The 13,529-nt window shown below is 54.1% G+C and carries 13 protein-coding genes; 7 read left to right on the forward strand and 6 right to left on the reverse strand.

Going from position 1 to position 13,529, the window contains the following annotated elements:
* Nucleotides 1–12: 12 nt before the first annotated feature.
* Nucleotides 13–768 (forward strand): DNA polymerase III subunit epsilon, encoded by a 756-nt coding sequence (gene dnaQ, locus AC1XYH_RS05395; RefSeq protein WP_483325611.1) that lies wholly within the window; start codon nucleotides 13–15, stop codon nucleotides 766–768.
* Between the two features lie 80 nt (nucleotides 769–848).
* Here the strand turns inward: dnaQ and nhaB are convergent, their stop codons facing one another.
* The gene (gene nhaB, locus AC1XYH_RS05400; protein WP_483325612.1) at nucleotides 849–2,345 is read right to left on the reverse strand and encodes a sodium/proton antiporter NhaB; all 1,497 of its coding nucleotides are present in this window, start codon (nucleotides 2,343–2,345) and stop codon (nucleotides 849–851) included.
* A 319-nt stretch (nucleotides 2,346–2,664) separates the two neighbouring features.
* On the opposite strand from nhaB, the gene AC1XYH_RS05405 reads away from it, so the two are divergent.
* Genes AC1XYH_RS05405 through AC1XYH_RS05420 form a run of 4 tightly spaced genes read left to right on the forward strand, consistent with a single transcriptional unit; the run spans nucleotide 2,665 to nucleotide 6,713 of the window.
* Nucleotides 2,665–3,477, forward strand: coding sequence for a crotonase/enoyl-CoA hydratase family protein (locus AC1XYH_RS05405; protein ID WP_483325613.1), 813 nt, complete (start codon nucleotides 2,665–2,667; stop codon nucleotides 3,475–3,477).
* Between the two features lie 42 nt (nucleotides 3,478–3,519).
* Nucleotides 3,520–5,193, forward strand: coding sequence for a FimL-related protein (locus AC1XYH_RS05410; protein ID WP_483325614.1), 1,674 nt, complete (start codon nucleotides 3,520–3,522; stop codon nucleotides 5,191–5,193).
* Nucleotides 5,193–6,032, forward strand: a complete 840-nt coding sequence (gene nudC / locus AC1XYH_RS05415) for an NAD(+) diphosphatase (protein ID WP_483325615.1) — start codon at nucleotides 5,193–5,195, stop codon at nucleotides 6,030–6,032. The genes AC1XYH_RS05410 and nudC overlap by 1 nt, the downstream gene beginning before the upstream one ends.
* Before the next feature lie 18 nt (nucleotides 6,033–6,050).
* On the forward strand, nucleotides 6,051–6,713 hold the full coding sequence (locus AC1XYH_RS05420) for a hypothetical protein (RefSeq protein WP_483325616.1): 663 nt from the start codon (nucleotides 6,051–6,053) through the stop codon (nucleotides 6,711–6,713).
* A gap of 57 nt (nucleotides 6,714–6,770) precedes the next feature.
* Here the strand turns inward: AC1XYH_RS05420 and AC1XYH_RS05425 are convergent, their stop codons facing one another.
* From AC1XYH_RS05425 to AC1XYH_RS05435, 3 genes are all read right to left on the reverse strand, one after another.
* Nucleotides 6,771–7,538, reverse strand: coding sequence for an SDR family oxidoreductase (locus tag AC1XYH_RS05425; RefSeq protein WP_483325617.1), 768 nt, complete (start codon nucleotides 7,536–7,538; stop codon nucleotides 6,771–6,773).
* 239 nt (nucleotides 7,539–7,777) lie between these two features.
* Entirely contained in the window at nucleotides 7,778–8,092 is a 315-nt protein-coding gene (locus AC1XYH_RS05430) for an SCP2 sterol-binding domain-containing protein (RefSeq protein WP_483325618.1), read from the reverse strand.
* A 62-nt stretch (nucleotides 8,093–8,154) separates the two neighbouring features.
* Complete coding sequence (locus AC1XYH_RS05435) at nucleotides 8,155–8,859, reverse strand: histidine phosphatase family protein (RefSeq protein ID WP_483325619.1); 705 nt, start codon at nucleotides 8,857–8,859, stop codon at nucleotides 8,155–8,157.
* Between the two features lie 172 nt (nucleotides 8,860–9,031).
* Here AC1XYH_RS05435 and sohB point away from each other — a divergent pair, with 172 nt between their 5' ends.
* Nucleotides 9,032–10,057, forward strand: a complete 1,026-nt coding sequence (gene sohB, locus AC1XYH_RS05440) for a protease SohB (RefSeq protein ID WP_483325620.1) — start codon at nucleotides 9,032–9,034, stop codon at nucleotides 10,055–10,057.
* A gap of 9 nt (nucleotides 10,058–10,066) precedes the next feature.
* The gene (locus AC1XYH_RS05445) at nucleotides 10,067–11,053 is read left to right on the forward strand and encodes a YhdH/YhfP family quinone oxidoreductase (RefSeq protein ID WP_483325621.1); all 987 of its coding nucleotides are present in this window, start codon (nucleotides 10,067–10,069) and stop codon (nucleotides 11,051–11,053) included.
* Nucleotides 11,054–11,114: 61 nt separating this feature from the next.
* Here AC1XYH_RS05445 and AC1XYH_RS05450 read toward each other — a convergent pair whose 3' ends face one another.
* Together AC1XYH_RS05450 and AC1XYH_RS05455 are read right to left on the reverse strand one after the other, a co-directional pair.
* Nucleotides 11,115–11,615, reverse strand: a complete 501-nt coding sequence (locus tag AC1XYH_RS05450) for a DUF934 domain-containing protein (protein WP_483325622.1) — start codon at nucleotides 11,613–11,615, stop codon at nucleotides 11,115–11,117.
* Nucleotides 11,599–13,257, reverse strand: a complete 1,659-nt coding sequence (locus tag AC1XYH_RS05455) for a nitrite/sulfite reductase (RefSeq protein ID WP_483325623.1) — start codon at nucleotides 13,255–13,257, stop codon at nucleotides 11,599–11,601. Before AC1XYH_RS05455 ends, AC1XYH_RS05450 begins: the two co-directional genes overlap by 17 nt.
* Between the last annotated feature and the right edge of the window lie 272 nt (nucleotides 13,258–13,529).

A 13,529-nucleotide genomic window follows, 5' to 3' on the forward strand; every position in this document is an offset into this window, starting at 1 on the left:
CGAGGTTTTTGCATGGCTATAAGATTACAAAATTCAGGTAACAGGGACGTAGTGCTGGATACCGAAACCACGGGTATCGAACACAAAGAAGGCCATCGGATCATTGAAATTGGCTGTGTCGAAGTTATCGACCGCCGGCTGACCGGACGGCACTATCACGTATACATCAATCCGCAGCGCGATATTGATGAAGGCGCGCAGGCGGTACACGGTATTTCTAGCGAGTTTCTCGCAGACAAGCCGCTGTTTGCCGATGTGGCCGATGATTTTATGAATTTCATCACCGGCGCCCGCTTGGTTATTCATAACTCAGCGTTTGACGTTGGTTTTATCGACGCCGAGCTTGGCCGCATGGCAAAAGGTCATGGCGTAGTAACTGATCACTGCGACGTGCTGGATACCCTGCGGATGGCAAGGGAGAAGCATCCGGGGCAGCGCAACAGCCTGGATGCACTCTGTAAGCGTTATGGGGTAGACAACTCCCAGCGTGACTTGCACGGCGCCTTGCTTGATGCCGAGATTCTGGCTGATGTTTATTTGCTGATGACTGGCGGCCAGACGGCGCTGTCGCTAGCGGCTAACGGCCAAAGTAATGCCGACGGCAGTGACTCTGCCAGCAGTATTCGACGGCTTGACCCCGGCATGCGAGCAGGGCTCACGGTCTTGCGTGCGAGCGCGCAAGAGCTGGAAGGTCATGAAGAGCGCTTAACTGCGATTGAACAATCAGCCGGCTTTGCGCTGTGGAAGGGCGCGCCGGCTGCTGAGTAGTAGGTTGCAGTTGTGTGGTTCTTAGTAACAGGCCAGCCGCATACAGCGCTGGCCTTTTTTATTGCCTTAAAATGCTTGCCTCAAATCCACAGGCTGACTGCCAGTAGGCCGACGCCGCCTAGCACCAGGGTGTAGGGCAGAGCCATGACAACCATGCGCCCATAAGAGAGCCGCACCAAAGGCGCGACCGCCGAGGTTAGCAAGAATAGGAAGGCAGCCTGGCCGTTGGGCGTAGCAACGCTGGGCAGATTGGTGCCGGTATTGATGGCGATGGCCAAGCGCTCAAACTGTTCGCGGCTGATGGCGCCGCTATCCAGGCTTTCTTTCACTTCTGATATGTAGACAGTGGCGACGAAAACGTTGTCGCTGATCATCGACAATATGCCGTTGGCTAGGAAGAACATACTCGGCTGGCTCTCAGAGGGTAAAGCCAACACGGCGTGGATGATCGGGCTGAATAAGTGTTGCTCGTGGATGACCGCAACAATCGCAAAAAACACTATTAACAAAGAGGTGAAGGGCAGGGCCTCTTGGAAGGATTTGCCAATTTGGTGCTCATCGATGATCCCGTTGAAGGAGGTGATCAAAATGATCACCATTAGTCCGATGAAGCCGACTTCCGCTAAATGCAGGGCCAGACCGGCGACCAGTAATATAGCTGCCAGCCCTTGCACCATTAATGCGGCTTTCTGTGGCGCCTTGCGTTTGAGCTGTTCGGCGGCTGCAAACTCCTCCAACACATTGCGCACCGGGCGGGGTAGGCGCGCGCCATACCCAAACCAGCCGGTCTTCTCCAGGGCCAGACAAGTGAGTAGTCCCGCGACCAGTACCGGCATGCTAACCGGAGCCATCAGCAGGAAAAACTCGATGAAGTCCCAGCCTGCTACGCCAGCAATCAGTAGGTTCTGTGGCTCGCCGACCAAGGTGCAAACACCCCCCAAGGCCGTACCCACGGCGCCGTGCATCAGCAGGCTGCGCAGGAACGCGCGGAACTCTTCAAGGTGCTCGCGGTGTAGAGGATCTTCTACCGGGGCGCCATCCTGGGTGTCGGTGCCCGCTCCAGCGGAGGCGACTTTGTGATAGACCCCATAGAAGCCGACCGCCACGCTAATGATGACGGCGGTTACTGTCAGAGCATCCAAGAACGCAGAAAGTACCGCCGCGACCAAGCTGAACAACAAAGCTAATAACGACTTGGACCGCACACCGAGAATCAGCTTGGTGAAAGTCAGTAACAACAGATCTTTCATAAAGTAGATGCCGGCCACCATGAACATCAGCAGCAGAATCACCGGGAAGTTGGTCAGTACCTCCTTATAAAGCGCGTCCGGGGAGGTCATGCCAATCAACAGGGCTTCGATGGCCAAGAGGCCGCCCGGAAGCAACGGGTAGCACTTCAGCGCCATCGCCAAGGTGAAAATGAACTCCAGCACCAGCACCCAGCCGGTCACGTAAGGGCCAAGCATCCAGAGCAGTGCGGGATTGATTAGCAGAAAGGCGACTATGGTGCGTTTGTACCAGTTGGGAGCCTGGCCGAGAAAGTTATGCCCCAGTGCCGGTAACATGGCGTCAGACATGATGAAGTTCCTGTCATGTGTTATGGAGAAAAAGCAGGCTTAATGACCTGAATCTTATTCTTTGCCTTCCTTGTTTTTAGCGCAGTTGGCAGCGCGCTGCTTGGTTTTCAAGCTGGGCGATAGTACCGGAATAGGTTGAGAATTAAAGCGATCTCAGACACAAGCTCTGCGCCTTTTCAGTACCTTGGCCCATATTCTTCAGTGATTGGTTATGGTGTTCTGCTTTTAGCTTGATATAGTCGTGCAGATGAAAAGGTCGGGCATGCTTCGCATTAACCGGCCGTCTGGTGAATTTGCTTACATAAAAAGAAGGTCGAGTATGCCTGAATTCAAGACATTGCTGGTCGATCAGATCGGCAAAGTGGCTCATATCCGTATCAATCGCCCGGAAAAAATCAACGCGATGAATCGCGAGTTCTGGGCTGAAATGATTGAGGTTTTTGGTTGGGTCGATGAAACCGATAGCATTCGTTGCGCAATCATTTCGGGTGAAGGCAAGCATTTTTCCGCCGGCATTGATTTGACTATGCTGGGTCAGGCCTCCTCGCAGATGAGCAAAGACATCGCCCGCAAGGCTGAAACCATCCGCCGCCATGTGCTGCACCTACAACATTCCTTCAATGTGATTGATCATTGCCGCAAACCGGTGATTGCCGCTGTACACGGCTATTGCATCGGTGGTGCGATTGACCTTATTACCGCCTGCGATATGCGCTATTCGACAGAAGACGCGCATTTCTCGATCAAGGAAATCGACATGGGGATGGCCGCTGATGTGGGCACTCTGCAGCGATTGCCGCGGGTTATTGGGGATGGCATGATGCGGGAAATGGCCTATACCGGCCGCCCCGTTTATGGAGTTGAAGCTGCGCGCATTGGCTTGGTTAATCGCACCTATGCAGGCCACGCTGAGCTGATTGCTGGTGTCATGGAAGTGGCGCAGAGCATTGCCGCAAAATCGCCCGTGGCGATTCGTGGCACCAAGGAAATGATTCGCTTCAGCCGCGACCACAGCGTTGAAGATGGGCTCAATTACATCGCAACCTGGAATGCAGCAATGTTGCAGTCTGAAGATATGCAAATAGCGATGGCCGCACATATGAGTAAGCAAACTCCCGAGTTTGCCGACTAAGCGACTTCAGACGTACGCAGGGATGGTGGGAGACTGAATGCTATGTTAACCGGTACCACGTCACTAGATCTTGTCAGGGATGAACTCTTCGCCAGCATGGGTGAGGTAGAGGATCTGCTGCAGCAGTTCCTTGATGACAGGCAGAACGGCAACCTGTTGCAGCAGTCCATAGAAGGGCTGCAACAGCTGCGCGGCACGCTCGCATTGATTGAGCTGAAGGGCGCCGCCGAGATGCTCGATGAAATGATCTCATTAGCGACCGATATTCCGACACACGATGGCGATGAGCGCAATGAGCAGTTGTCAGCGTTGTGCGACTCGCTGTTTTTGCTTGAGCGATATCTGGATCAGGCGCGGCAAAGCGGACGCGAGCGCCCTGAGCTACTGCTGCCGACCATCAATCAGTTGCGTGCGCACCGCCCCGGCGTACCTGCTTTGCCGCAAAGCCACTTCTACCCCCTTCCGGTTGCGGGCTTACCCGCGAACTTTCGCTCCGGTAGTCAGGACTCCATGGATACCAAGGTATTCAACCGTTTGCGCCAGATGTACCAGCTGGGGCTGTTGGGGTTGATTCGCGAAGACGGTCTGGCGGCAGCGACTCCTTTGATGCAGCGCGCGCTGCAACGTTTTGAAAGTTGCCTTGGTCCGCACACAGCGACGCTGTGTTGGGTCGCCGGAGCTGCTCTGGAGGCCATTGAGCAAACGCCGCTGGCTCTGACCGCCCCGCGCAAGCGATTGTTCTCGATGCTTGATCGCGAGATAAAGCGTGCTGCGCAGGGCAGCGTTGATAGCGTCAACGCGTTGCTAATGCACGAGCTCCTATATTTAGTGGCCCTGGCTGACGGCAATTGCTCGCGCAGTCAGGAGGTGGTGCAAGCTTATCAGCTGCCTGATCCCGGTTTTACCGAACTGGAAATTGAAAATGCCTTTGGGCGCTTACGCGGTCCGGGCGTTGATGTCATGCACTCTGTGGCTGAAGCGCTACGTGAAGAAATAACTGCGATCAAAGACTTACTGGATCTACTGGCGCGCAACGCTGGCGACGCCGAGCAGTCATTCGAAACCCTGTGTACCGGTCTTGAGCGGCTTTGGAAAACCCTGGGCATGCTCGACTTGCATGCTGAGGCCAAGGCTATTCAAGCGGTGTGTGGCCAGATTGCCGGGTGGAGTGGTGAGCAGCCGCAATCGCTGGAAACTCTCGAGCATGTGGCGGATGCAGTATTACGTGCAGAGACAGCGGTTAATTATCTGGATGCCCATGCGGAGGAAGGTGAGAGCGGCGCCAGTGGTCCTGATGGTTTCAGCGAGCCGCTGGAGTTAAAAGAGGCTCGTATCGTACTGATCGAAGAGTCACAAGCCGGGTTGGCATTGGCCAAACGCGCGATCACCGCCTACATGGAGTCCGGCAACGATGCCATGCATCTGTTGAACGTACCGCCTTCATTGGAGACAGTGCGCGGTGGTTTGGTGTTCTTGGGCATGAGTCGCGCAGCAAGTGTCATTCACATGGCCGCCAGTTTTATTCGCGAAACCATGCTCGAGCGCAAGCAGGTGCCGAAAGATCAACAGCTTGAAGTGCTGGCTGATGCACTGACCAGTATCGAATTTTATCTTGAATCAGCCGAGCGCGCGGCGGTAGCTACCGGTGATGTGTTGACCCTGGCGGAAGAAAGCTTGGCTGAGTTGGGTTATGCCGTATCGGAGGCCAAGTCGTAATGAGCTCTATTCGTCAGTTTGAGCCAGCAGTCAGTTTTGAGCGTAGTGGCTCGTCTGAAGCGCTAGTTGTAGTGATCTATCAGAATCAGTTCGCGATGTACGCTGGCAGTTTGCTGCATGATATTGATCAGGCTATCTACTTTGGTGACAGCGCTCACCGCTTAAATTTGGGTCTCGTTGATGGTCGTCGCTGCGAGCTAATCTGTCTGCATGAGAGCATAGGTATGCCAGGGCTTAGCTGGCATGGGCTGCGGAGTTTGATTGGTCAAGTTGATGATCAACTTTTCCGGCTGTTGGGCTTCTCGCAGCAGCTCAATGCGTGGTATCAAACGCACCAGTTTTGCGGTGGCTGCGGACAGCCGATGCAGTTACGCAGCGACGAACGAGCCATGGAATGTTTGTCGTGTGAGCGCCGTGAATATCCCAAAATCGCACCTTGCATCATTGTGCTGATCACCCACGGCGATCAGGTGCTGTTGGCACGCTCACCGCATTTCCCACCCGGTTTTTTTAGTACCTTGGCGGGGTTCATTGAGCCCGGCGAGTCGGTTGAGCACTGCCTGCACCGTGAGGTAAAGGAAGAGGTCAATCTGGAGGTAACTAACCTGCATTATCTTGGTAGTCAGAACTGGCCGTTCCCCAACTCCTTGATGCTGGGCTTTCATGCCGAATACGCCGGCGGCGAGATTGTGCCGCAACCGGGTGAAATTGAAGAAGCACACTGGTGGTCGGTGGATGAACTGCCGAGCATTCCGCCACGTGGCACCATATCGCGTTGGTTGATCGATTGTTATCTGGCGCGCCGGGAGGGTAAAGAAGCCCCTCCTGTGCCCGCCTGAGCGAACCAGGGAGCGCGTATGCAATATCTCGGCTTGGCGATTCTTCTTGGCTGTGTAGCGGGGCTGCTGGCGCTGCTGGCACTGCGCTTTGGCTGGCGTTTGCAGTGGGTACTCAGCTGGCTTAAAGGCAACCTATTGCTGGCGTTATTGGCAGTGGCTGCAGGACTTGGGCTGGCTGCGTGGGATCTGCAGTATTTTGCTGAAATTGAGCCCAAGGCAGCCACCGTTGGCACGCTGAGCTTCAGTAAAATAGGTGATCAACAATACGAGGCGGTGCTCAACGGCCCGCAGGGTAATGAAACCGTACGTATTGCGGGTGACCTGTGGGAACTTGAGGTTGAAGTATTGCGCTGGCATGGCCTGCCCAGTGCGCTGGGGCTGGTTGATGGCTATCGACTGCATCGCTTGCTAGGACGTTATCTTGCCTTGGAGCAGGAGCGCGACAGCAGTGCAATTGGCAGTGAACTGCTACCTAATCTGCACAGTACGCCGCCTTGGCGCGACCTTTGGGCCTGGATAGACAGTATGGAAGTGCATCGTGTGATTGAGGCTGATGCGTTTGAGGTGCGTTTTATCCCGCTGGTGGATGGTGCGCGCTTTTCTTTGGAGCTAGGGCCTACGGGACTAACACCCGTGCCGCTTAATCCTGCTGCAACGGCCGCGCTGAAACGCTTTAACTGATAATACCCGCCGGTTTGCCCGGCGGGTATGCAACTCCTTCCTGCAGTACTCGCTAGCTTACGCCAACATACCGCCATCAACGTTGATAGCGGTGCCTGTGGTATAGCTGGATGCATCGCTTACCAGATACAACACAGTCCCTGCCATTTCTGACGGATCAGCTGCGCGGCGCAGTGGGATACGCTGCAGAGCAGATTTAAGAATGGCATCGTTGGTAGTCAGCGCTGAGGCGAATTTGGTATCGGTCAGACCTGGTAGCAAGGCGTTGCAGCGAATGCCGAACTGAGCACATTCCTTGGCAAAAACTTTGGTCTGATTGATTACGGCAGCTTTGGTGATGGAGTAAATGCCTTGCATTTCGCCGGGCACTAAACCGTTTACTGAAGCCACGTTAAGAATCGCGCCGCCACCATTTTCGCGCATCAACTTGCCGGCCTCGACCGACATAAAGAAGTAACCACGGATATTCACGTCTACGGTTTTCTGGAAGGCAGATAGATCGGTATCCAGTACGTTGCCGAAATAAGGATTGGTCGCAGCGTTATTGACGAGAATGTCTAGCTTACCGAACTGCTCGCGAATGGCGGCAACGGTAGCGACGATCTGGTCCATTTCGCCGATGTGGCACGCCATGGCACTGGCCTTGCCGCCGGCAGCTGTGATGGCATCAGCAACGGCCTGGCAACCATCGATCTTGCGGCTGGAAACGATTACGTGCGCGCCTTGTTGTGCGAGTAGCTTGGCGATGGCTTCGCCGATGCCGCGGCTGGCACCAGTTACCAGGGCAATCTTGCCGTCGAGATCAAATAGTTGGGTCTTTTGCATAGGTGTAATCCTTATTGTGTACCGGGCAGTGTGCCGTTAAAGCGAGTTCAACCCTACTGGGAATTTAGCCCCAGCGGCGCTGATGCAATGGACTAATCTAATCCACCCTTGGCGGGTGAACAAGGCTGATAAGCTTTAATCAGAATGGGTGTTGCAGCCTAATGAGTGCGGTCTATGGCAACGTCTTGCGAGCATAAAAAAACCGGAGACTAAGCTCCGGTTTTTTTATCTGACGCTTATCAAGCTGGGAATAGTTCGCCCAGCTTAAGTGCCAACATCATGTCACCTTCGGCGCGTAGCTTGCCGGACATGAATGCTTGCATGCCATCGGTCTCGCCGGTCATGACGCCAACCAGAGTTTCCTTGTCCATGATCAGAGTGACGTTGGGGTCTTCAACATTGCCCTGTGCCACGGCGCAAGTGCCGTCTTTGACAGTAACGTTGAAGTTTTCGTCGTCTTCGATGTTGAACTGGAAGACCAGATCCAGGCCAGCGGCAGCGGCTGAGTTGAACTTGGTTTCCATCTTGCTGGTGATTTCTGCAACGCTAGTCATCTGTCGTTCCTTTGCTGGATTGGGTGGACGGTACTTAATTGAGGTTAAGTGTGCCGGCCGGGTTATCTGTAGCTCACCCATTCGGACCGCTGGTGGACATCAAGATGAGCCTGGCTATTGAAAGCAGCCAAGCTTAATTGGTCCTTACGGTATTGTAGACGGCTTACAGAGGTATTCACTATCTGCCAGTTCAGCTCAAAAGCACTGGTGGCTGGCATTTGGGTGATGAGTTGCAGGGCCGCAGTAATGGTGCCGCCCGAGGTGAAGATGGCAATGTTTTGTCCGCTGCCAGCATTGTCTGCCATGACGCGTTGCAAGCCGCCCCGTACCTGCTCAACAAAGGCAGACCAAGGTGGGCAATCGGTGCTGCCGCTTTCATCGGTAATCCATAGGGTAATCGCGCTGCTAAATACGCGCTGAAATTCCTTGCGATATTGGCCAGCGTTCTTAATGTAAAACTCGGCCTCCGGAAAACGTTCAACGACCTTGGGTAGGTAAGTGCTCACTACCTGGTCAGAGTGGTATTCGTTGAAGGCCGCGTCGATATCAATAACCGTATCAGGTTGCTGCATAGCGGCAAGGGCATGGCGACCGGTGTCTATCTGGCGCTGCATCTCACCGGCGTAACACCGATCAAAACGCAAACCATGTTGTTGATAGAACTCACCACAGAGTTTTGATTGTTGCACTCCTAGAGGTGAGAGTACGTCGTAGTTGGCTGCACCGAGTGAAGCCTGGCCGTGCCGGATGAGGTAGATACTGCCCACAATGTTCTGCCTTATTTCGAATCTGCACTGAGGTTAGGTTGAGAGCCACAAGGCTGTCAACAAAAAATCATACAAGCGTTTGAATTTGCTGCGGCTCGGCATGTTCGCGGCCAGCGCGCATCCTGTATGCTAGAGCGCGAAAGCAATTAGCTAGCTGACTCTGGAGATGCCTGTGGAATGGTTTGATCAATATTTTTTCTTTCTGGCTAAAGCCTTAACGGTGTTGGTTGTCGTGGTGTTGATCGTGCTGGTAATTGCCGCCAGTAAAGGCCGCACGCGGCGTAGCGAAGGCACGCTAAGCGTGGTGCGCGTGAATGATAAATTCAATCGTATGGCTGAACGCTTGGGGCAGGTGGTACTGAGCAAAGGCGCGCGCAAAGCACAGGAAAAGCAACTTAAGCAGGAAGCCAAGACTAAAGCCAAGTCGGCTGACCACGATGCTAAAGGGCGCCTCTATGTGCTTAACTTTCATGGCGACATCAAAGCCAGCGCTTTGGAAAATCTGCGTCATGAAGTGACGGCAGTCTTGGGTTTGGCGCGGCAGCAGGATGAGATTCTGGTGCGATTGGAGAGCGGCGGCGGCATGGTGCATGCTTATGGTCTTGCCGCGTCACAGTTGGTGCGTATTCGCGATGCGGGTATCCCATTGACCATTACGGTGGACAAAGTGGCAGCCAGCGGCGGCTATATGATGGCCTGTATCGCTGACCGCATTTTGGTAGCGCCTTTTGCAATGCTTGGCTCCATCGGCGTGGTCGCGCAGTTACCCAACTTCAATCGACTGCTAAAAAAGCACGATGTTGATTTTGAGATGCTCACCGCGGGTGAATACAAACGCACGTTGACGGTATTCGGTGAGAATAACGACAAGGCAAGAGAGAAATTTCAGGAAGATCTGGAGAATATTCATCAGCTTTTCAAGCGCTTCGTTTCCCGTTATCGCCCGAGTTTGGATATTGAGGCGGTAGCTACCGGTGAAGTCTGGTTTGGTAGCGAGACCTTGGAAAATAATCTGGCCGATGAGGTTAAAACCAGTGACCAGTACCTGAGCGAGCGCGTCCGTGATGCAGATGTATTCGAGTTGAATTACGTGCAACGCAAGCGTCTGCAAGACCGACTATCCGGTGGGATGGCTCAGGCGGCAGACAGATTGTTGCTGACTTGGGTGTCGCGTTTTAATAACCAACGATTCTGGTAGGAGCGAATTATGTCCGAATTCAAAGCTTTGGTTGTCAGCGAAGAAGCTGGCAATTACGTTTCCTCGGTGACTAATCGTCATATTGATGATTTGCCGGCAGGCGATGTTCTGATTCGCGTGCAGTACTCATCGCTAAATTACAAAGACGCCCTTTCTGCATCGGGCAACAAGGGCGTTTCCCGTAACTTCCCGCATACCCCAGGCATTGATGCCGCGGGCGTTGTGGAGGCCAGCTCGGTTGCGGAATTGAGTGTCGGTGATGAGGTCATTCTGACCGGTTATGACTTGGGCATGAATACTGATGGCGGCTTTGGTCAGTACATCCGCGTACCTGCTGCTTGGGTGCTGAAGCGCCCAGAAGGGCTGTCCCTGCGCGAGAGCATGATACTGGGTACCGCTGGCCTGACCGCGGCGCTTTGCGTGGACAAGCTTGAACAGGCAGGGCTCCTGCCTGAGCAGGGCCCTGTGCTGGTTACTGGTGCTACCGGTGGGGTTGGCAGCATCGCGGTGGCGCTGCTGTCCAGCTTGGGCTATGAAGTGGCTGCAGCTACCGGTAAAGCACAGGAAGCCGATTTTCTGACCCGGTTGGGTGCAAAGCAGATTGTTGACCGCACCGCACTAGAAGCCGGTAAAGAGAAGCCGATGCTAAAAGAGCAGTGGGCTGGGGCGGTAGATACAGTGGGCGGCGAAATTCTGTTCAACGTAGTCAAGGCGCTACGTTATGGCGGCAGCGTTGCCTGCTGTGGTTTGACGGCTGGCGGTCAATTTCAAGGCAATGTCTTCCCGTTCATTCTCCGTAACGTGAATCTGCTGGGGATTGATTCGGTTGAGCAGCCGTTGGTAGTCAAGGCGTCTATGTGGGACCGTCTCTCAGTGCAGTGGAAGCTGGATTTGAACGAGTTGGTGCATGAAATCACCCTCGCCGACTTGCCTGCCGAGATAGAGCGTATTCTGGGCGGCAAAATGGTCGGTAGAACCTTGGTGAATATGGCCTGATTGGCAGGTTCTTCGACGCAATAAAAAACCCGCCTAGGCGGGTTTTTTATTGATTTTCTGATTAGCTCTGGCGACGCCTAAATAGCGGCAGCGGCTGATCGGTAGCACTTTGGTAAGTGTCAGAGAAATCCTTGAAACTTTCCAGTGCCTCTACAGCGTCACGATCTGCGCGTAGCGCAAACGCATCGAAGCCGCAACGGCGCATGAAGAAGAGCTGGTCGCGCAGCACATCGCCAATAGCGCGGACTTCGCCCGCATACTTATAACGGTCACGCAGCAAGCGCGCATTGGAGTAATTGCGCCCATCGCTGAACACCGGGAAATTAAGCGCGATTACCTGAAAAAGCGGCAGGTCGTCGGCGATCTCTTCCACGTGTTCATCGCTGTCAAGCCATACGCCAAGACCGCCGTCGCGCGCTTTAAGGGCATGTGCGTGCTCAAGCCACAGACCCAGCGGGACGATCAGATCATCGCAGTTAGACATGCCATCCAAAGTGGCGTCCTTATCCAGCAGGTGCCAGCTTTCATCGATGATTTCGCCGTTTTTAATTAGCCGCTGCATAAACGCGCTCCTTGAAGGGTGCCATACCGATACGTTGGAAGGTATCGAGGAACAGTTCTTCGGGGGTACGGTTCTGGATATAAACGTCGATCACCTTGCTGACAACGGTCGGCATTTCGTCGGCGGCGAAAGATGGCCCGAGAATCTGGCCAATCGAGGCGTCACGGCCGCTATTGCCGCCCAGAGAGACCTGATAGAACTCCAGGCCTTTCTTGTCGACACCCAATACGCCGATATGACCGACGTGGTGGTGGCCACAGGCATTCATGCAGCCAGAGATATTCAGATCGAGATCGCCGATGTCGTGCAGATAATCGAGATCATCAAAAGTACGCTGAATCGCTTCGGCAATCGGGATTGACTTGGCATTGGCCAGCGCACAGAAATCGCCGCCGGGGCAGCAGATGATGTCGGTCAGCAAGCCCACGTTTGGCGTGGCGAAGCCCAGCTCTTTGCATTCTTGCCACAAGGCGTAGAGGTCGCTCTGACGCACATCGGCCAGCACCAGATTCTGCTGATGAGTCACGCGCAATTCGCCAAAGCTATAGCGCTCGGCGAGGTCGGCGGCAGCGTCCATCTGCTTGTCCGTGGCATCACCTGGTGCCACAGCGGTAGGCTTCAGCGACAGAGTGACAGCGGCGTAGCCTGGCACTTTATGCGCCTGCAGGTTGCGCATGGCCCAATTGTTGAAGCCTTTTTCGGCTTCACGCTTGGCCAGATAGTCAGCGTCTTCGCCGGCAAACTGCTGGTAGTCCGGTGCGGTGAAGTGGGCGGCAACGCGCTGCACTTCCTGCTCGGTCAGGGTAGTGTCGCTGTCTTTGGTGTGCGCCCACTCAGCATTAACTTTTTCAGCAAATACAGCGGGCGTCAGCGCCTTGACCAGAATCTTGATGCGCGCCTTATACTTATTGTCACGACGGCCATAGCGGTTATACACACGCAAAATGGCGTCGAGGTAAGTCAATAGGTGCTGCCAAGGCAGAAAGTCGCAAATCTGCGAGCCGACGATAGGCGTTCGGCCTAGACCGCCGCCAACCAACACACGAAAGCCGATTTCGCCGGCCTCGTTCTTGATGACGTTCAAACCGATGTCATGCACACCGATAGCCGCGCGATCTTCTTCAGCACCATTAACCGCGATCTTGAACTTGCGTGGCAAGAAGGCAAACTCGGGATGGAAAGTAGACCATTGACGGATGATCTCGCACCAAGGGCGGGGATCAACCAGTTCATCGGCAGCCACGCCAGCGAACTGGTCGGTGGTGGTGTTGCGAATGCAGTTACCGCTGGTTTGAATGGCATGCATCTGTACTTCAGCCAGATGCGCCAGAATGTCCGGAACCTGCTCCAGTTCCGGCCAGTTGAACTGAACGTTCTGACGGGTACTGAAATGCGCATAGCCCTTGTCGTACTGACGGGCAATAAAAGCAAGCTTACGCATCTGCTTGGTAGACACCAGACCATAAGGAATGGCAACCCGCAGCATGGGCGCGTAACGCTGCACGTAGAGACCGTTCTGCAAACGCAGGGGTAGGAATTCGTTTTCGCTTAACTCACCGCTAAGAAAACGGCGGGTCTGATCGCGGAACTGCTTTACGCGGTCCTCAACGATCTGCTGATCATATTCATCGTAGATATACATACAGAAACCTGTGCTTGGAGCGCTATTGGCCCCTTAACTAGTTATGTCCCTTCAGGCTCGGGCGGGCAGACAATAGCAAATTTTAAATATGCACAAAAGGAATGTTTATCTATATCTTTAGATTGTTTTTGCACATGCCAGACACTTCTTGTGTCGCTTGCAGTAATGGTCTTAACTGAGGTTACCCGCTATGTTGGGGTAGTTAAAATAATAATAGAGGATATTCATCGCATGAACGACCATGACCTGCAGAACACCTCACAGCAAGACAG

This window comes from Pseudomonas sp. GW-45 (assembly GCF_056896675.1).